Genomic DNA, 17,412 nt, shown 5'->3' with positions numbered 1-17,412 from the left:
CGCCCGGCAGCGGGCGGAGCGTCCTTTCCCCATAAGGTTGGATCGATGGACGAAACCTCAGCGGTCCGCAGGCTGGACCGGCTCGGCGTGGTTCTGGTGGCCGGCGGCATTGCGGCCACCGCACTGATGCCCTTCATCTACGTCAAGGCGAACCGCATCGCCGCCGGCAAGCCGATGCTGCTGGCTCAGCTGCTTCCCCAGCCTTCCGTCGTCATCCTGACCGCCCTCCTCATTCTCACGGCCTTCGCCACGCTGTTTCTCCGCAACGCCTTGGCGCGGCTTGTCATCGCGACACTCTGCCTTGCGGCGCTGGTCGTGGCGATCGGTCTCGTCTCGAGCGCGGCGACGCCGCCCGGCAGCACCGTGGCGCGCATGACGCCCGGCGGCGGCTTCTGGGTGCTGTTCGCGGTGATCGGGCTCGTCATCTCCGATGCGCTGGTCAAGATAAGGCTGGCGCCATGGATGCGGGTGGCGGCGCTTGCGGCCTATACGGCGCTGCTCTTCATCTCGCTCGCCTCCGGCCTGCTCGACAGCCTGTCGATCATGAAGGAATTTTCGACGCGGGCGCCGCAATTCGAGACGGAAGCGATTTCGCATCTGCTGCTGGCGCTCGGCTCGCTTGCCATCGCCATTATCCTCGGCCTGCCGCTCGGCATCCTCTGCTTCTGGGTGCCCAGGCTGCGCGCGGTCGTGCTGCAGGGCCTGAGCCTCATCCAGACGATCCCGAGTCTGGCGCTCTTCGGCCTCTTGATGCTGCCGCTCGGTTATCTCGCCACGCATGTGCCGCTGGCCGCCGCTGCCGGTATCCGCGGCATCGGCACGGCGCCGGCGCTGATCGCACTGGTGCTCTATTCGCTGCTGCCGATCGTCGCCAATACCGTTGTCGGCCTGCAGGGCGTCGATCCCTCGGTGCGCGACGCCGCGGCCGGCATGGGGCTGACGCGCCGGCAGATCCTTGTTCGTATCGACATGCCGCTCGCCTTTCCTGTCATTCTCACCGGCATCCGCATCGTGCTGGTGCAGGCGATCGGCATGGTGACGATCGCCGCGCTGATCGGCGGCGGCGGCTTCGGCATCTTCATCTTCCAGGGGCTCGGCCAGACGGCGATGGATCTCGTCCTGCTCGGCGCCGTGCCGACCGTCTTCCTCGCCTTCTCATCGGCCGTCATCCTCGATGCGGTCATCGACAGCATCCGGGGGCCTGCCGCATGAGCATGATCGAAATCCGCAACGTCACCAAGCGTTATGGTGCTGCCACCGTCGTCGACAATGTCTCGATGCAGGTCGAAAAGGGCTCAATCACCGTCGTCGTCGGCACGTCGGGCTCCGGCAAATCGACACTGATGCGGATGATCAACCGGCTGGTGCCGATCACCGAGGGCGAGATCTTCGTCGGCGGCCAGAATGTCATGGACGTCGAGGTGACCGAGCTTCGCCGCCGGATCGGCTACGCCATCCAGGGGCACGGCCTCTTCCCGCACCGAACCGTCGCGCAGAATATCGCCACCGTGCCGCAGTTGCTCGAATGGGATTCGACGCGCATCGCAGCGCGCGTCGAAGAACTGCTTGGACTGTTCAACCTCGATCCGGCAACTTTCGCCGACAAATATCCGCACCAGCTTTCCGGCGGCCAGCAGCAGCGCGTCGGCGTCGCCCGGGCGCTGGCGGCCGAACCGGAACTGCTGCTGATGGACGAGCCGTTCGGCGCCCTCGATCCCGTCATCCGCGGCAAGGCGCAGGACGACCTGCTGGCGATCCAGAAGCAGTTCGGCACCACCATCATCCTCGTCACCCACGATATGGACGAGGCCTTCCATCTCGGCAATCAGATCGCGGTGATGAGCCAGGGCCGCTTGCTGCAATGCTCGACGCCGGAAAAGATCCTCACCGAACCCGCCGATCCCTTCGTCCAGCAACTGACCGGCACCTCCGACCGGGCGCTGAAGCTGATGTCGCTGCTGCCGCTGAAGGAGAGCATGGAGCCGGCCAAAAGCGGGCTTGCCTATGCCCTGCCGCAGTCGCTGAGCCTACGCGACGCGCTCGCCGAAATGATCTGGCAGGGGGTCGACGAGGCGGCCGTGCAGGATGGCGAGAAGGCCGCTGTCGGATCGATCTCGATGAGCCGGCTGCTCGAACTGGGCCGCAAGGCATGAAACTCCTCGTCGCCAATCTCTTCCGCCTGGCGGCGCTCGCCCTGCTCTTGATCCTGCTGTTCAGGACCGAGTGGCTTTCCTTCCTGCTGACGCCGCTGACCAGCAACAATGCGCCCGCCGTCTATACGCAGAACAGCCTTGCCTCGCTTGCGCTCGGACATCTGCAGCTCGTCATCGGCTCGATCGCCTGCAGCGCCGTGCTTGCCGTTCTCGGCGGCATCTTCGTCACCCGCGACAGCGGCGCCGACTTCCTGCCGCTGTCGCGGGCGATTGCCAATGCCGGGCAGACCTTTCCGCCGGTCGCGGTGCTGGCGCTGGCCGTTCCCGCCACCGGCTTCGGCGCCATGCCGACGCTGATCGCACTCTTTCTCTACGGCCTCTTGCCGATCTTCGAAAATACCGTCGCCGGCCTCAAGCAGGTGTCGCCGCAGGTGCTCGACGCCGCCGACGGCATGGGCATGAGCGCCACGCAGCGGCTGTTGCGGGTCGAGCTGCCGCTGGCCCTGCCGCTGATCCTCGAAGGGCTGAAGGTCGCGACCGTCATCAATATCGGCACGGCGACGATCGGCTCGACGGTGGCGGCAAAGGGTCTCGGCGAAGTGATCATCGCCGGGCTGATATCGGACAATACCGCCTTCATCCTGCAGGGCGGGCTGATCGTCGGCCTGATGGCGGTGCTGATCTATGACGCCATGGGCCTCGTCGAAGCGGCGATCACGCGAAGAATCGGCTTGCGCGCGGCGTAAGGGGACCGCTACCACAGGCGTGACCGAAAAAATGGGAGGCAGAATTGGCGAAGATGATCCACTCCATGATCCGTGTTCTCGACGAGGCGCGTTCGGTCGAATTCTACAGCAAAGCCTTCGGCCTCTCGGTCGCCGACCGTGTCGATTTCGAAACCTTCACGCTGATCTATCTCAGCAATGCAGAGACCGGCTTCGAACTGGAGATGACGGTCAACAAGGGCCGGACCGAGCCCTACGCTCTCGGCAATGCCTATGGCCATCTCGCCGTCTCGGTCCACGAGGTGGCGGTCGAACGTGAGCGCATGCTGAAACTCGGGCTGAAACCGGGTGAGCTGGTCGAGCTCAATCGCGACGGCAGGCTCTTCGGCCTGTTCTTTTTCGTCAACGATCCCGACGGCTACAAGATCGAAGTGCTGCAGCGCCACGGGCGGTTTCTCTAGAACCCGCCATTACCAATACCACACCAAAAAGGCCCCGTTTCCAACGGGGCCCTTCCAGTTCGGCCTATCGGACGAGATTACATCCAGTAAGGCGGCACGCCATAGTAGTCATAGACCCGGCGGCCATTATCGTTGTACCAGGTGTCGTCATCGTCCGAGTAGCTCGGGGCGCCTTCGATCTGCTCCTTGGTCAGGTCGATGCGATAGCCGTCCAGCTGGGTGTCGTAGTTCAGCTTTTCCCAGGGGAGCGGGTAGTGATCGTCACCGATGCCTAGGAAGCCGCCAAAGCTCAGCACCGCATAGGCGACGCGGCCATCGAGCTTGCCGATGATCAGGCGTTCGATCGAGCCGATATGCCTGCCGTCGGCGCCGTAAACGCGGGTGCCTTCGACACGGTCGCTGGCGATCAGTGAAGGCGTGTCCTTCACATTCGGATCGCGGCGGGTGACGTCGGTTTCCTCGTTCAACATTGTGCACCTCCTTTGGTGTTTCCTCATGGTGAGTATGCAGAATCAACGTCACCGCGGACTCAAAGTTCCCGGTCGAGCCATCCGCAAATGTTGACGTTTACGTCAAGGTTAGTATAGCGTCATTCAGCTTGAACCGTTCAGGCAATGGCATAAGCTGCCGGACAGGAAGATGGAGGATGCTTCCGGTCAATTGCGGGGCCAGCCGGCAGCGGCTCGGCGCCGGCGCGGCGGCCGCAAGGGAGAGAGAGATACGATGACCAGCATTTCCGTCCATCCGAACGGAGCAAAAGCCGGCAAGCCCTGGCTTACCACCTATCCCGATATGGTTCCGGCCGAACTCCCGCCGCCGGAACATGCCTCGCTTGCCGAACTCCTGGAAAAATCCTGCGCCCGTTATGCCGATCGCACGGTTTTTTCCAGCATGGGCAAGGCGATGAGCTACCGCGAGCTGGACGACCAGACGCGCAAGGTCGCCGCCTGGCTGCAGAGCATCGGGCTCGACAAGGGCGACCGCGTCGCCGTGATGATGCCGAACGTCTTGCAGAATCCGGTCGCGACCTATGCCATCCTCAGAGCCGGCTTCGTCGTCGTCAACGTCAACCCGCTCTATACGCCGCGTGAACTCGAACACCAGCTGCGCGATTCCGGCGCCAAGGCGATCTTCGTCCTGGAGAATTTCGCCCGCACGGTCGAGCAGGTCCTGAACAAGACCGATCTGCGCCACGTCGTCGTCACCTCGCTTGGGGAGATGCTTGGCCCCAAGGGGCTGATCGTCAATTTCGTCGTGCGCAAGGTGAAGAAGCTCGTTCCCTCCTGGTCGATCCCGCAGCACAAGAGCTTCAGCCAGGTGCTGCGCGAAGGCGCGAAAAAGAGCCTCCAGCCGGTGGCGCTTACCGGCGGCGACGTCGCCTTCCTGCAATATACCGGCGGCACGACAGGCATTGCCAAGGGCGCGGTGCTGACCCATCAGAACCTGCTCGCCAACAAGCTGCAGCTGTCGCTCTGGCTGCGATCGGCCTTCGAGCGCAAGAAACAGCCCGAAGTGCTGAATTTCCTCTGCGCGCTGCCGCTCTACCACATCTTCGCGCTGACGGTGAATTCGCTGATGGGCATGTCGCTCGGCGCCCACAATATCCTGATCGCCAATCCGCGCGACATTCCGGGGCTGGTCAAGGAATTCGAAAAGTCCGATGTGCATATCTTCCCGGGCCTCAACACGCTGTTCAACGCGCTGATGAACAATGCCGAATTCGCCAAGCTCGACTTCTCCTCGCTGATCATGTCGCTCGGCGGCGGCATGGCCGTCCAGCGCCCGGTCGCCGAACGCTGGCTGAAGATGACCGGCACGGCCATTACCGAGGGCTACGGCCTTTCCGAGACCTCGCCTGTCGCCACCGCCAACCGCTTCGATTCGATCGAGTTTACCGGCTCGATCGGCCTGCCGCTGCCCTCCACCGATCTCGACATCCGCGACGAGGAGGGCCTTCCGCTGCCGCTCGGCGAAATCGGCGAGATCTGCATCCGCGGGCCGCAGGTGATGGCCGGCTATTGGCAGAAGCCGGAGGAAACGGCGCGGGTGATGACGGCCGACGGCTATTTCCGCTCCGGCGACATGGGGTTCATGGACGAACGCGGCTATACCAAGATCGTCGACCGCAAGAAGGACATGATCCTGGTTTCGGGCTTCAACGTCTATCCGAACGAGATCGAGGAAGTCGCCGCCATGCATGCCGGCATTCTCGAAGCCGCGGCGGTCGGCGTACCGGACGGGCATTCGGGCGAAGCGGTCAAACTCTTCGTCGTCAGGAAGGATCCGAACCTGACGGAGGCGGAGGTGAAGGCCCATTGCACCGCCAATCTCACCAACTACAAGCGCCCGCGCTTCATCGAATTCCGCACCGAGCTGCCGAAGTCGCCGGTCGGCAAGATCCTGCGTAAGGACCTGCGCGGCTGAATTTGACAAGCTCATGAAATTTAAGGCCATCCGCTTGCCGCGGGTGGCTTTTTTCATGTTGGAGCGGCGGCCGAACTTGATTTGCGGGCGATAAAGCGAATAGTTTCCGCAACCTTTCCGCCTCCAAAGGAGCCTCCCCATGAACGCCATCGTCGAACAGCTGAAAAGCACGGCCGCCACCACCAAGGCGACCGATCTCCGGGCCGCCTTCGCCGCCGATGCGCAGCGCTTTTCGCGCTTCTCCGTCGCGCTCGACGATCTCTTGATGGATTTTTCCAAAACGGCGGTGAATGACGAGATCCTGAAGCTGCTGGTCAAGCTCGCCGAAGAAGGCGGCGTCGAGAAGAAGCGCGAGGAGATGTTCTCCGGCAAGGCGATCAACTTCACCGAGGAGCGCGCCGTTCTGCACACGGCCCTGCGCAACCGTTCGAACACGCCTGTTCTGGTCGACGGCAAGGACGTCATGCCCGATGTCAACGCGGTGCTTGCCGCCATGGGCAAGTTCGCCGACGGCATCCGCTCCGGCGCGCTGAAGGGCGCCACCGGCAAGGCGATCACCGACGTCGTCAATATCGGCATCGGCGGCTCGGACCTCGGCCCCGTCATGACGACGCTGGCGCTTGCCCCCTTCCATGACGGCCCGCGCGCCCATTTCGTCTCCAACATCGATGGCGCCCATATCGCCGACATCCTCAAGCTGGTTCAGCCCGAGACGACGCTGTTCATCGTCGCCTCGAAGACCTTCACCACCGTCGAGACGATGACCAATGCGCAGACGGCGCGCAATTTCATCGCCAAGGCGCTCGGCGAAGCCGCCGTCCAGCACCACTTCGCCGCGGTCTCGACGGCGCTCGACAAGGTCGCTGCTTTCGGCATCGACAGCGCCCGCGTCTTCGGCTTCTGGGACTGGGTCGGCGGCCGCTACTCGATCTGGTCGGCGATCGGCCTGCCGCTGATGATCGCCATCGGCCCGGAGAATTTCGGCAAGTTCCTCGACGGCGCCCATGCCGTCGACAATCATTTCCGTCAGGCGCCGATTGCCGAAAACCTGCCGATGCTGCTCGGCCTGATCGGCTTCTACCACCGCAATGTCCTGGGATACCCCACCCGCGCCATCCTGCCCTACGACCAGCGCCTGTCGCGCTTCCCCGCCTATCTGCAGCAGCTCGACATGGAATCGAACGGCAAGGGTGTCACCATCGACGGTACGCCGGTCGAGGGCAATTCCGGCCCTGTCGTCTGGGGCGAGCCCGGCACCAACGGCCAGCACGCCTTCTATCAGCTCATCCATCAGGGCACGAGCATCATCCCGGCGGAGTTCATGATCGCCGCCAATGCCTTCGAGCCTGAGCTGCGCCATCAGCACCAGCTGCTGATCTCCAACGTTCTTGCCCAGTCGGAAGCGCTGATGAAGGGCCGCACTTTCGCGGAAGCCAAGAAGCAGCTGACCGACAAGGGCATGGACGACAAAAAAGCCGACTTCATCGCCCCGCATCGTGTCTTCCAGGGCAATCGGCCGTCGATCACCTTCGTTTACGACAAGCTGACGCCTTACGCGCTCGGCCGGCTGATCGCGCTCTACGAACATCGCGTCTTCGTCGAAGGCGTGCTCTTCCGCATCAACTCCTTCGACCAGTGGGGCGTCGAGCTCGGCAAGGAACTGGCGACCGGCCTGCTTCCCGTCGTCGAGGGCAAGGAGAGCGCGGCAGGCCATGATTCCTCGACGCAAGGGCTGGTCGCGGCGCTGGCGAAACTCGCAAAATAGGCGATCGAGGGGCAGCGCACCACCGCCCCTTAACCCGTGAGGCCGGGCAACTGTCTCTGCCCGTCCTCCGGCGGTCCGTGTGGCTAGAGCGTGTGGGCTGCGACCGGCGCGCCCATTGACCGGCCGACGCCTCGATCGGCGCCAACATCATCATTGCCAAAACGGACATCGGCGGGATCTGATTGGGTCCCTGCCGCGCGACGGGCTGTCGTGCGGAAGCGGATGAAACGTTCCTCTAATGGAAAATTGTAGAAAGAATTCTTCCATTCCGTCGGAATCGCCCTAGATTCAAGCAAATTCTGTGCAATGGGTATTTCCGACGACATGGCCTATCAAGCCCGGAGCGACGCTTCGTTCCATTGTTCCCGCCGGCCTATACGGCGGCCCCTCGTCCGGATGGCTCGTTCGATGTCGGTGCCTGCCCGGCATCGCCCCCGTCACATTCAGGAGGTTCTCCAGGACGCTCGTCACATCGGGTTTTCATGTCTCATCCCAACTGAAGGAAGCTTATGAGCCGTCTTATCGTCGTTTCCAATCGAGTTCCCGTGCCGAGCAAGGATGGGGGTGCCGCTGCGGGCGGTCTCGCCGTCGCGTTGCAGGCAGCCCTGCAGGAGCGCGGCGGTATCTGGATGGGATGGTCGGGAGAGTCGAGCGGCGACAGGGAACCGGGCGCGCTGTCGCTGCAGCAGAAGGGCAACATCACCTATGCCCTGACCGACCTCACCGACACCGACGTCGAGGAATATTATCGCGGCTTTGCAAACCGCGTTCTCTGGCCGATCTGCCACTACCGCCTGGATCTCGCCGAATATGGCCGGAAGGAAATGGCCGGTTATTTCCGCGTCAACCGCTTCTTTGCGCACCGGCTGGCGCCGTTGATCGAGCCGGACGACATTATCTGGGTTCACGATTATCACCTCATCCCGCTGGCCGCCGAACTGCGCCAGATGGGACTGAAGAACCGGATCGGCTTCTTTCTGCACATTCCCTGGCCGCCGGCCGACATCCTCGTCACCATGCCTGTCCACGAGGAAATCATGCGTGGACTCTCGCATTACGATCTCGTCGGCTTCCAGACGGACTACGATCTCCAGAACTTCGCCGGCTATCTCAGACGGGAGGGCATTGGCGACGACCTCGGCAACGGCTTGTTCGATTCACACGGACGGATATTCAAGGCCGGCGCCTATCCGATCGGCATCGAGACCGCACCCTTCGCCGAATTCGCCGAAAAAGCCGCAAACAACGTCATGGTCCAGAAGACCCGGCGCAGCATCGAAGGCCGCGACATGATCATCGGTGTCGACCGGCTCGATTATTCGAAGGGCATCATTCAGCGGCTGGAAGCGTTCGAGCGTTTCATCACCAGCAATCCGGCCTACCAGAACAAGGTGACTTTCCTGCAGATCACGCCGAAATCGCGATCGGAAGTTCCCGAATACGAGCAGATGCAGAAAATGGTCGCCGAACAGGCCGGCCGCGTCAACGGCGCCATCGGAACGGTCGACTGGGTGCCGATCCGCTATGTCAACCGATCGATCAGCCGCAACGTGCTCGCCGGGCTTTTCCGGCTGGCGACGATCGGGCTGGTCACGCCGTTGCGCGACGGCATGAACCTCGTCGCCAAGGAATATGTCGCCGCCCAGGATCCGGATCGCCCTGGTGTCTTGGTGCTATCACGCTTCGCCGGCGCCGCACGCGAGTTGAAGGGCGCGCTACTGGTCAATCCCTACGACGTCGAAGGCACCGCCAATGCCATCGCCAAGGGTCTCGCCATGTCGCTCGAGGAGCGTCGCGAGCGCTGGAGCATGATGATGGAGCATCTGCTCTCACACGACGTCTCGCTCTGGTGCGAGAAGTTCCTGCGGGACTTGGTGGCTGCTCCGAGCTCCGACCGGAGCGGGGCTCACTGACAGTCTCCTGATTGATCGGCATCCATCGTCATCGCATGAGCCGTCGAAGGCGCACGGTCGGGCCATGGACGTAAGGTCTGGCTGCGGCGCTTGGCGAAGTAAGCGCTAAAAATGCCCCTCACCCTAACCCTCTCCCCGTAAACGGGGCGAGGGGACGTGCCCTGCGAGACGTTGACGAGGGACGGAGAGGCTGCGGCATGTCCCTTCGCCCCGCAAGCGGGGAGAAGGTGCCGGCAGGCGGATGAGGGGCCGACGCTGGCTGACCCTAAAGCCCGATCTCATGCGCCCAGGGCGGATTGGCGCCGGCGCGGGAGACGGTGACGGCGGCGGCTTTGGCGCCGAGCGTCAGGGCGTTGCGCACCGCCTGTTCGTCGAGCGAGGCGACCTGCGCCTTGGTCAGCAGGCCATCCCTCTTCAGCGAGGCCAGCACGCCGGCATCGAAAGTGTCGCCGGCGCCGACCGTGTCGACGACCGTGACACGCTCACTCGGCACCGTCACCTTGCGCTCCCTTGTATAGCCGGAGGCGCCTTCGGCGCCCTTGGTGATGACGACGAGCTTGGCGCCGTGGGCGAGCCAGTGGGCGGCGAGCGCGTCGTGATCGCCCGAAAGACCGAACCAGTCGAGATCCTCATCAGAGAATTTGACGATGTCGGATTTGGCGGCCATGCGCTTGATGCGGGCCATATGCGCCGGCTTGTCCTTGATGAAGCCGGGACGGATGTTGGGATCGAGCGAGATGACGCGCTTTTCGGCTTCGCGGTCGAGCAGCGCCTCGTAGGTTTCGCCGCAGGGGCTCGGGATCAGGCTGATCGCGCCGAAATGCAGTGCTTCGCAATCATCGCCGAGGACGGGCAGGTCGGCCTCGGTGATCATCCGGCCGGCCGTACCCTCGTCGTAGAAGGCATAGGTCGCCTGGCCGTTGACGAGCTTGACGAAGGCGATCGTCGAGGGGCGCTGCGTGATGGCGCAGGGGCTGTAGTCGACATTGGCGGCCTTCAGCGTCGCAAGCAGGATTTCACCCATCATGTCGTCGGCAATGCCGGTGAAGAAGGCCGTCGGTATGCCGAGGCGGCCGAGCGCGATCGCGGTGTTGAAGATCGCGCCGCCGGCATAGGGGGCAAAGCCCTTTTCGCCAAGGGTGGTGTCCCTCGGCAGCATGTCGATCAAGGCTTCGCCGCAACACAAAATCATCGGATTCCTCCCAACAGGACTTACGCGTTCTTCAATCGATTAAGCGAGCTTTTGTCAAAAGGCTAGAGCGAAAGCTCACTGACGCCACCATTCCTTCCCGACCAGGCGAGCGGCGCGTCGAGGAAGGCCTCGACTTCTTCGAGCGTCTTGTCGTCGAACAGCTTCTGCGCCCTGGCGACGGCCAGAACATTGCGCCAGGTGGCGATATGATGCAGCCGGACCTTACCGTCGGTAAAGCGCTGCTGGCCGAAGATGTCGTAGAAGAACAGCGCGATGCCGTGATCGACGATGCCGCCGGCGGCGCGAACAGCATCGATGAACTTGAACATGCTGCCGCCGGCCGTCGTCAGGTCCTCGATGACGAGCACGCGCGAGCCTTCCGGCATATTGCCTTCGATCTGGGCATTGCGGCCATGGCCCTTCGGCTGCTTGCGGACATAGATCATCGGCAGGCCGAGCCGGTCGGCGAGCAGGGCGGCGAAGGGAATGCCGGCGGTCTCGCCGCCGGCGATGCAGTCGAACTGCTCGAAACCGGCGTCGCGCATCAGCGTGCTGGCGGCGAAATCCATCACCGTCGAACGGATGCGCGGATAGGAGAGCAGCTTGCGGCAATCGATATAGACCGGGCTCGCCATGCCGGAGGAGAGCTTGTAAGGCTGAGCGGCATTGAAATGCACCGCCTTGATCTCCCAGAGCATCTTGGCCACCAGTTCGGCCATCAGGGCGCGGTCGGGAAATGTGGTCTGGATCATGCGGCTCTCCTTCGGCTTTGCGTCTCCGGCAATAGCAGCAAGAGCCCGCCGTTTCCAGACGCAAGGCGCGCCTGACTGCAACAGAAGGAACTTCGATATGCAGATCGTTCTCGTCCTTTCCCTCGTCGCCGCGGCGATCGGCAGCGGTCTCGTCGCCGGCATCTTCTTCGCCTTCTCGACCTTCATCATGACCGCCTTTTCCAGGATCCCGGCGGAACAGGGCATTGCCGCGATGAACTCCATCAACGTGACGATCGTCCGCTCGCCGTTCATGGCGCTCTTCGTGCCGACGGCGATCCTCTGCCTTGTCATATCAGTGCTCGCCCTGATCAACTGGCGCGGCGGGGCGTCGGGGCTGATGCTGGCAGGTGCTGCCCTCTATCTCCTGGCCTCTTTCGTCTCGACCATCGTCTTCAACGTGCCGATGAACGATGCGCTGGAGAAGGTGAGCGGCAACGGGCCGCAAGCGGCCGAGCTATGGGCGACCTATCTCAGGGATTGGACGTGGTGGAACCATGTCAGGACGATCGCCTCGCTGCTCGCTTCGGTCGCCTTCGTCAGGGCGCTGATGCTGGTCTGAGGCGTGCAGGGAGCGGCGCTGCGGCGTGTCCTTCAAGGCGATCCTGCGGATCGCACCGAGGACCCTCAGAGGGTGCCGCGGTTTCGCGTCCGCCGTCGTCCGTTTATCTGTCCGTATTCCGGCCTCGGAAATTACGCCAGGCCGATATCATGGCGAGCAACAGGAACAACCCCGCAAAAGCGCCCCATAGGGAGCCGCCTTGCGTCAGGTTGTCACCGTCTGGCGTGAGGCAACTGGATGATGCTTGAGATATGCAATCTCGAAACCTCCAGTATCTTTCATAGAATAACCATCCGAAAAAGATCGACAGAAGCGCTGAAACCAAGACTGAAACATATTTCATTTTGTGCCTGCCGCCGTCTGGGAATTATTCCGAGTTGAGAATCGCCGTCACAATTGGCCTCAAGCGATCAAAGCCCGGGCTAGATGCCGATGTTGTAACTGTAGGTTTAAAGTACCCGTACGCAACCGCCGCAATCACCCACCCCCATTCCTGTGCCCGTCACAGGAAGGAGGATAATGATTGCCGGCCTGATGAAGCACCCGTTGTTGTGTGTCTCTGTACGCTGACGGCCGCGTTTGGCGAGAATGCCAACCACACTCTCCGTCATCCCAGGCCCTGAGCCTGGGATCCATGCGACTGCTGCTGATGGATGCAGTGTGGATGCTCGGCTCAAGGCCGAGCATGACGGAGGGTGGGGTGGGCAGGAGAAACCCATTCACAGCGCAGACGCCGTGTCACGACGCCATCCGCTAGCGAAACCAGACAATGCCAGTCACGGCCTAAACTGACTTGGTGGGAGACCGCGCAGACCTTGTCAGCGCTCCGCCTATCTCTGCTCGCAGAAAGCGATACGGTTGCTGAAGGGGTCGGTGACGGTCATCTCCAGCCCCCAGGGCGCTTCCTCCACGCCGGGTTTCATGTAGCGATAATCCTTGCCGGCGAGTTCGGCGTGGTAGGCCCGGACATTGGCGACGCGGACGAAGGCCTTGGCGCCGGGACTGGCGTCGCCGGAATGTTCGCTCAGGTGCAGCGTCATGCCGTCGCGCGAGACCTGGCAATAGAGCGGGAAATTCTCACCGAAGCGGTGCTCCCAATCGAGATGGAAACCGAGAAAGCCGCAATAGAACTCCATGGCCTTTTCCACGGAGAAGATGCGGAAGATCGGCGTCGGCGGCTCGATGCCGACCGCAGAGCGGGCGGCATCTGCCGCATCGATCTTTGCCGAGAGAATATTCCATTGCTCGAGCCCGAACTGCCGGGCGACGATTTCGAGGGTCTCACTGTGGGTGAGGGAAATGTTGCGGTCGGCAAGGGCCTGCCGCAATGTCTTTGCCATGAGCTTGGCATCGCGAAAATCGCGCATGATGTCATCCTTCCGTTGGCGGCAAACAGGAAGATCAGTGCCCGCGTCTGCTGACCCGTTCGCCATCGATCGCCAAACGGCAAGGGATGTGAAGGATGGTATCTGGATGCATTCACCATAACGCCGAAACGTCGCGGGGCGGCTGGCCGCATCCGGCCGAAGGCGAGGTTATGAGAGGATGCATCCGGAATCAAGACGCCGTGCGCGCCACCTCGGCCGGAACCGCTCTGAGGTAAGCAGCAAGCTCGACGCGATTGCGGCCGCCGCGCTTGGCAGCGTAGAGCGCCTTGTCGGCAGCACTCAGCATGGTGTCGAAATCCAGCATCTGCGCGCGGCCGGGCGCGACGCCGATGCTGACCGTGCATTTCAGCATCTGGCCGTCGATATCGATCTCGCGCGCCTCGAAGGCCCTGCGGATGCGCTCGGCGGTCAGTTCGGCCCGGCCGGGCATGATCTCTTTCAGCACCAGCGCGAACTCTTCGCCGCCGAGCCGGGCGGCGGTGTCGCCGGCGTGGCAACTGGCCTGGAGCTGCTCGGCGAAGACCGTGAGCACGCGGTCGCCGGCAGCATGGCCGAAGCGGTCGTTGACGGATTTGAAATGGTCGATATCGAAGACGATGACGGCGGTGGTCGAGCCCATGGGGCGCGTGCCGTATTGGTCGAAGATGGCGCGGCGGTTGAGCAGGCCCGTCAGCGGATCGGTGATCGCCTCGAGACGATGGCGCGCGGCAAGCCGCCACTGATGCAGCGCCAGCGACAGGGCGCCGATCCCGGTCATGCCGGCGATGCAGACGGCGAGGCTCAGATCTTCGGCCCAATTGTTGGGTGCTGCGCCGAGCACCAGCTTGCCGTCGGAGATCAGCACGCCGGCACAGAGAACGAAAGAGATCGCCGTCAGCGTATAGAGTGCGGCGATGCCGAGGATCGGCGCCAGCGCCTCGGCGCGGGCGAGCCAATATTGCCGGGCGGTGGCAAAGAGCAGGAGGGCGATTGCAAGATTATCGGCGATGAAGGCCAGGCCGTCATAACCCGCCAGCATCGGCACGACGGAGAAAATCGTCGCGGCCAGCGCGCGGATGGCAATGGCCGGGATCGACAGCCGACTGGTGAGGAACTGCTTGCCGGCGCCCCAGATGGTGGCGAAACCGGCGTGGAAAAGGCCAAAGCTGGCGATGCCAAGCCATTTCTCCGGCGTATTCACATAGGCGCTGTAGACGAAGATGCCGCTGACCACGAGGACGAGGCCGATGGTGGCGGTCAGCAGCACGGTTTCGGCCCGACGGACCAGCCAGCTTCCCATCAGGGTCACGGCAAGGCATGCCGCGGAAACACCGAGCGCCAGCAGGAGGGAGTTATAGTCAAGCGTCATGCTTTTCAGTCTCCGCAGCTGTTGCCGCGCCGGAATATTGGCAGCTTGTGGGGTCCGCGATGAGGACTGTCTTATGCATCCGTTAACAAATGATGCACCGCACAATGCAAATGTTACGCGTCTAACGTCGCGCCGAAATTTAAAATGAATTTTCGATTTAAAATTGAAATCTGAACGCTTACGCCTCGGGCATCACCTGCCAATGCAGAGGAAACATCGGGTCGAACACCGTTACCGATCCGGCGCCCGTTTCAATCTTCGCGGGAAAGACGACCGGCTCGGCCTGCCTTGAGAGCGTGATGCGCTCCTCGTTTGACTGAAGCCCATACCAGGCCGGCCCGTTCAGCGATGCGAAGGCTTCGAGCTTGTCGAGCGCGCCCTCCTCTTCGAAGACATGGGCGAGGCAGCTCATCGTATTGATCGAGGTATAGATGCCGGCGCAGCCGCAGGCGCATTCCTTCAGGGGATCGACATGCGGGGCGGAATCCGTGCCGAGGAAGAAGCGGGCGTCGCCGCTGACGGCGGCGGCGCGCAGCGCCAGGCGGTGGTTTTCGCGCTTGGCGACCGGCAGGCAGTAATAATGCGGGCGGATGCCGCCGACGAGGATGGCGTTGCGATTGATGATCAGATGGTGGGTGGTGATCGAGCCGGCGAGATTGCCCTTGGCGGCCTTGATGTAATCGATGCCATCCGATGTCGTCACATGCTCCATCGTCACCTTCAGCTCCGGCAGGCGCCGGCGCAGCGGATCGAGCACGGTGTCGATGAAGACGGCCTCGCGGTCGAAAATATCGACGTCAGGCGTCGTTACCTCGCCGTGGACGCAGAGCGGCAGGCCAATCTTCGCCATGCGTTCCAGCACCGGCATCGCCTTTTCCATGTCGCGCACGCCACCATGCGAATTGGTGGTGGCGCCGGCCGGATAAAGCTTGACGGCGGTGACGAGGCCGCTTTCGGCGCCGGCTTCGACATCGTCGGGGCTGGTGTGCTCGGTGAGATACAGCGTCATCAGCGGCTGGAAGCGATGGCCGTCCGGCAGGGCCTTGAGGATGCGCTCGCGATAGGCCGCCGCATCTGATGTGGTGACAACAGGCGGCACCAGATTGGGCATGATGATGGCGCGAGCGAAGGTGCGGCTCGTATCGGCGATCACGCCTTCCAGCATGGCGCCGTCGCGCAGATGCAGGTGCCAGTCGTCGGGACGGCGGATGGTGATCGATTGCATGGCAGGCCTCCGAAGCGATGCGTCTGCGGCCTCGATAGCATTATAACCCAGCTGAAAACAATCGTCGCGGAATCACGCCAGCGCGATCTCCAGCGTCACGTCGGCCGGGCGGCGGTTTTCGAGGATCAGCCTTCCGTTCGGCAGGTCGTTGCCGTAGACCTTGGCGCCGGCGGCCTCTTCGCTGAGATTATAGCCGCGCCAGCGTTCCCAGAGGCGCTCCTCGAGCACTTCGATCGGCGGCGCCAGCATGATGGTGAAATCGAAGATGCCGTCGAGTTCGGCCCATTTGCCCTGCGTGAACAGCAGATAATTGCCTTCGACGATGATGAACCGATCCTTGGGATCGATCGGCCGGGCCGAGGCGATGGCGAGTTCGCGCGCGCGATCGAAGACCGGCACCAGAACCTCCTGGTCGGCCGGCCTGACGGCGCGGACGATATCGAGGAAGCCGCGGACATCGAAGGTTTCGGGAATGCCCTTGCGGGCCAGCAGCCCGCGTTCGATCAAGATGGCATTGTCCATGTGGAAGCCGTCCATCGGCAGGACCGCAGCACTTTCGCCCTTGGCTTTCAGCGCCGCCGCCAGATTGTCGGCCATGGTCGATTTGCCCGAACCCGGCGGCCCGGCAATGCCGATCAGGAAACGTCTGGCATCGCCGGCGCGGCCAAGAACCTCGCCGGCGATTTCGTCGATGCGTGCACTCATGCAGCAACGGGCTCCGTCGGCACCGCCTTGGCGCCGGTCATGAAGGCGACGGCGTCCGACATGGTGTATTCCTTCGGATTGATCACCGTCAGGCGCCGGCCGAGGCGGTGAATATGGATCCGGTCGGCCACTTCGAAGACATGCGGCATGTTGTGCGAGATCAGCACGATCGGCAGGCCGCGGGCGCGCACATCGAGGATCAGCTCCAGCACCTTGCGGCTTTCCTTGACGCCGAGAGCCGCGGTCGGCTCGTCCATGATGATGACCTTGGAGCCGAAGGCGGCGGCGCGGGCGACCGCGACACCCTGGCGCTGGCCGCCCGACAGCGTCTCGACCGCCTGGTTGATGTTCTGGATGGTCATCAGGCCCAGTTCGGAAAGCTTGTTGCGCGCCAGCTTTTCCATCGCCGGCCGGTCAAGCATGCGGAACAGCGAACCGAGCGGGCCTTTTTTGCGGATCTCGCGGCCGAGGAACATGTTGTCGGCGATCGAGAGCGCCGGCGACAGAGCGAGGTTCTGGTAGACAGTCTCGATGCCGGCCTCACGCGCTTCCATCGGCGAGCGGAAATGCACCTGCCGGCCTTCAAGCGTGATCACCCCTTCATCGGGCGTGACGGCGCCTGAAATCGCCTTGATCAGCGAGGACTTGCCGGCGCCGTTATCGCCGATGACGGCGAGGATTTCACCCGGATAGAGGTCGAAATCGGCATTGTCGAGCGCGGTCACGCGTCCATAGCGCTTGACGAGACCGCGGGCGGTGAGAATGGGTTCGACAGTCATGA

General features: G+C 62.9%; 16 protein-coding genes. 8 read left to right on the top strand and 8 right to left on the bottom strand.

Translation table 11 applies throughout. The annotated features are described in order from the left end of the window. Positions 1–45: 45 nt before the first annotated feature. From CO671_RS17260 to CO671_RS17245, 4 genes are read left to right on the top strand one after another with little or no spacing between them, the layout of a single operon-like run. Positions 46–1,212, top strand: a complete 1,167-nt coding sequence (locus CO671_RS17260) for an ABC transporter permease (protein ID WP_097606932.1) — start codon at positions 46–48, stop codon at positions 1,210–1,212. Continuing rightward, positions 1,209–2,153, top strand: a complete 945-nt coding sequence (locus CO671_RS17255; RefSeq protein ID WP_097606931.1) for an ABC transporter ATP-binding protein — start codon at positions 1,209–1,211, stop codon at positions 2,151–2,153. The genes CO671_RS17260 and CO671_RS17255 overlap by 4 nt, the downstream gene beginning before the upstream one ends. After that, positions 2,150–2,899, top strand: a complete 750-nt coding sequence (locus tag CO671_RS17250; RefSeq protein WP_097606930.1) for an ABC transporter permease — start codon at positions 2,150–2,152, stop codon at positions 2,897–2,899. The genes CO671_RS17255 and CO671_RS17250 overlap by 4 nt, the downstream gene beginning before the upstream one ends. Before the next feature lie 44 nt (positions 2,900–2,943). Next, positions 2,944–3,339, top strand: coding sequence for a VOC family protein (locus tag CO671_RS17245; RefSeq protein ID WP_097606929.1), 396 nt, complete (start codon positions 2,944–2,946; stop codon positions 3,337–3,339). A gap of 77 nt (positions 3,340–3,416) precedes the next feature. Here CO671_RS17245 and CO671_RS17240 read toward each other — a convergent pair whose 3' ends face one another. Beyond that, on the bottom strand, positions 3,417–3,809 hold the full coding sequence (locus CO671_RS17240) for a PRC-barrel domain-containing protein (RefSeq protein ID WP_097606928.1): 393 nt from the start codon (positions 3,807–3,809) through the stop codon (positions 3,417–3,419). Between the two features lie 253 nt (positions 3,810–4,062). Here CO671_RS17240 and CO671_RS17235 point away from each other — a divergent pair, with 253 nt between their 5' ends. The 3 genes from CO671_RS17235 (at position 4,063) to otsA (ending at position 9,441) form a co-directional block, all read left to right on the top strand. Continuing rightward, a complete protein-coding gene (locus CO671_RS17235; protein ID WP_097606927.1) occupies positions 4,063–5,763 on the top strand; it encodes a long-chain fatty acid--CoA ligase in 1,701 nt (566 codons plus the stop codon). Between the two features lie 139 nt (positions 5,764–5,902). After that, complete coding sequence (gene pgi, locus CO671_RS17230; RefSeq protein WP_097606926.1) at positions 5,903–7,528, top strand: glucose-6-phosphate isomerase; 1,626 nt, start codon at positions 5,903–5,905, stop codon at positions 7,526–7,528. Between the two features lie 509 nt (positions 7,529–8,037). Then, complete coding sequence (gene otsA, locus CO671_RS17225; protein ID WP_097606925.1) at positions 8,038–9,441, top strand: alpha,alpha-trehalose-phosphate synthase (UDP-forming); 1,404 nt, start codon at positions 8,038–8,040, stop codon at positions 9,439–9,441. Positions 9,442–9,706: 265 nt separating this feature from the next. Here the strand turns inward: otsA and CO671_RS17220 are convergent, their stop codons facing one another. Both CO671_RS17220 and CO671_RS17215 read right to left on the bottom strand, forming a co-directional pair. Further along, positions 9,707–10,633: a carbohydrate kinase gene (locus CO671_RS17220; RefSeq protein ID WP_010029873.1), complete on the bottom strand. Its 927-nt coding sequence runs from the start codon at positions 10,631–10,633 to the stop codon at positions 9,707–9,709. A gap of 62 nt (positions 10,634–10,695) precedes the next feature. Continuing rightward, on the bottom strand, positions 10,696–11,385 hold the full coding sequence (locus CO671_RS17215; protein WP_097606924.1) for an orotate phosphoribosyltransferase: 690 nt from the start codon (positions 11,383–11,385) through the stop codon (positions 10,696–10,698). 97 nt (positions 11,386–11,482) lie between these two features. On the opposite strand from CO671_RS17215, the gene CO671_RS17210 reads away from it, so the two are divergent. Further along, on the top strand, positions 11,483–11,965 hold the full coding sequence (locus tag CO671_RS17210) for an anthrone oxygenase family protein (RefSeq protein WP_097606923.1): 483 nt from the start codon (positions 11,483–11,485) through the stop codon (positions 11,963–11,965). Positions 11,966–12,795: 830 nt separating this feature from the next. On the opposite strand, the gene CO671_RS17200 is transcribed toward CO671_RS17210, so the two are convergent. From CO671_RS17200 to CO671_RS17180, 5 genes are all read right to left on the bottom strand, one after another. Next, a complete protein-coding gene (locus CO671_RS17200; protein ID WP_097606921.1) occupies positions 12,796–13,332 on the bottom strand; it encodes a glyoxalase superfamily protein in 537 nt (178 codons plus the stop codon). A 190-nt stretch (positions 13,333–13,522) separates the two neighbouring features. Further along, complete coding sequence (locus CO671_RS17195) at positions 13,523–14,701, bottom strand: GGDEF domain-containing protein (RefSeq protein WP_097606920.1); 1,179 nt, start codon at positions 14,699–14,701, stop codon at positions 13,523–13,525. Between the two features lie 178 nt (positions 14,702–14,879). Next, entirely contained in the window at positions 14,880–15,926 is a 1,047-nt protein-coding gene (gene pyrC / locus CO671_RS17190; protein ID WP_097606919.1) for a dihydroorotase, read from the bottom strand. 72 nt (positions 15,927–15,998) lie between these two features. After that, positions 15,999–16,631, bottom strand: coding sequence for a nucleoside triphosphate hydrolase (locus tag CO671_RS17185; protein ID WP_097606918.1), 633 nt, complete (start codon positions 16,629–16,631; stop codon positions 15,999–16,001). Continuing rightward, positions 16,628–17,410 carry an ATP-binding cassette domain-containing protein gene (locus CO671_RS17180; protein WP_010030521.1) on the bottom strand — a complete coding sequence of 261 codons (783 nt, stop codon included), beginning with the start codon at positions 17,408–17,410 and terminating at the stop codon, positions 16,628–16,630. The genes CO671_RS17185 and CO671_RS17180 overlap by 4 nt, the downstream gene beginning before the upstream one ends. Positions 17,411–17,412: the final 2 nt, after the last annotated feature.

Origin of the sequence: Rhizobium sp. M10 (assembly GCF_002531955.1) — a bacterium.
GTDB lineage: Bacteria > Pseudomonadota > Alphaproteobacteria > Rhizobiales > Rhizobiaceae > Rhizobium > Rhizobium etli_C.
The sequence above is the reverse complement of the archived record's forward strand: the minus strand, read 5'-3'. Positions and strand labels throughout refer to the sequence as shown.

Excerpts from the sequence above, each read along its gene's own strand:
- CO671_RS17240 (WP_097606928.1), bottom strand. The coding sequence starts at position 3,809 with ATGTTGAACGAGGAAACCGACGTCACCCGCCGCGATCCGAATGTGAAG.
- CO671_RS17260 (WP_097606932.1), top strand. The coding sequence starts at position 46 with ATGGACGAAACCTCAGCGGTCCGCAGGCTGGACCGGCTCGGCGTGGTT.
- CO671_RS17180 (WP_010030521.1), bottom strand. The coding sequence starts at position 17,410 with ATGACTGTCGAACCCATTCTCACCGCCCGCGGTCTCGTCAAGCGCTAT.
- otsA (WP_097606925.1), top strand. The coding sequence starts at position 8,038 with ATGAGCCGTCTTATCGTCGTTTCCAATCGAGTTCCCGTGCCGAGCAAG.
- CO671_RS17255 (WP_097606931.1), top strand. The coding sequence starts at position 1,209 with ATGAGCATGATCGAAATCCGCAACGTCACCAAGCGTTATGGTGCTGCC.
- pgi (WP_097606926.1), top strand. The coding sequence starts at position 5,903 with ATGAACGCCATCGTCGAACAGCTGAAAAGCACGGCCGCCACCACCAAG.
- CO671_RS17195 (WP_097606920.1), bottom strand. The coding sequence starts at position 14,701 with ATGACGCTTGACTATAACTCCCTCCTGCTGGCGCTCGGTGTTTCCGCG.
- pyrC (WP_097606919.1), bottom strand. The coding sequence starts at position 15,926 with ATGCAATCGATCACCATCCGCCGTCCCGACGACTGGCACCTGCATCTG.
- CO671_RS17235 (WP_097606927.1), top strand. The coding sequence starts at position 4,063 with ATGACCAGCATTTCCGTCCATCCGAACGGAGCAAAAGCCGGCAAGCCC.
- CO671_RS17215 (WP_097606924.1), bottom strand. The coding sequence starts at position 11,385 with ATGATCCAGACCACATTTCCCGACCGCGCCCTGATGGCCGAACTGGTG.
- CO671_RS17220 (WP_010029873.1), bottom strand. The coding sequence starts at position 10,633 with ATGATTTTGTGTTGCGGCGAAGCCTTGATCGACATGCTGCCGAGGGAC.
- CO671_RS17210 (WP_097606923.1), top strand. The coding sequence starts at position 11,483 with ATGCAGATCGTTCTCGTCCTTTCCCTCGTCGCCGCGGCGATCGGCAGC.
- CO671_RS17250 (WP_097606930.1), top strand. The coding sequence starts at position 2,150 with ATGAAACTCCTCGTCGCCAATCTCTTCCGCCTGGCGGCGCTCGCCCTG.
- CO671_RS17185 (WP_097606918.1), bottom strand. The coding sequence starts at position 16,631 with ATGAGTGCACGCATCGACGAAATCGCCGGCGAGGTTCTTGGCCGCGCC.
- CO671_RS17200 (WP_097606921.1), bottom strand. The coding sequence starts at position 13,332 with ATGCGCGATTTTCGCGATGCCAAGCTCATGGCAAAGACATTGCGGCAG.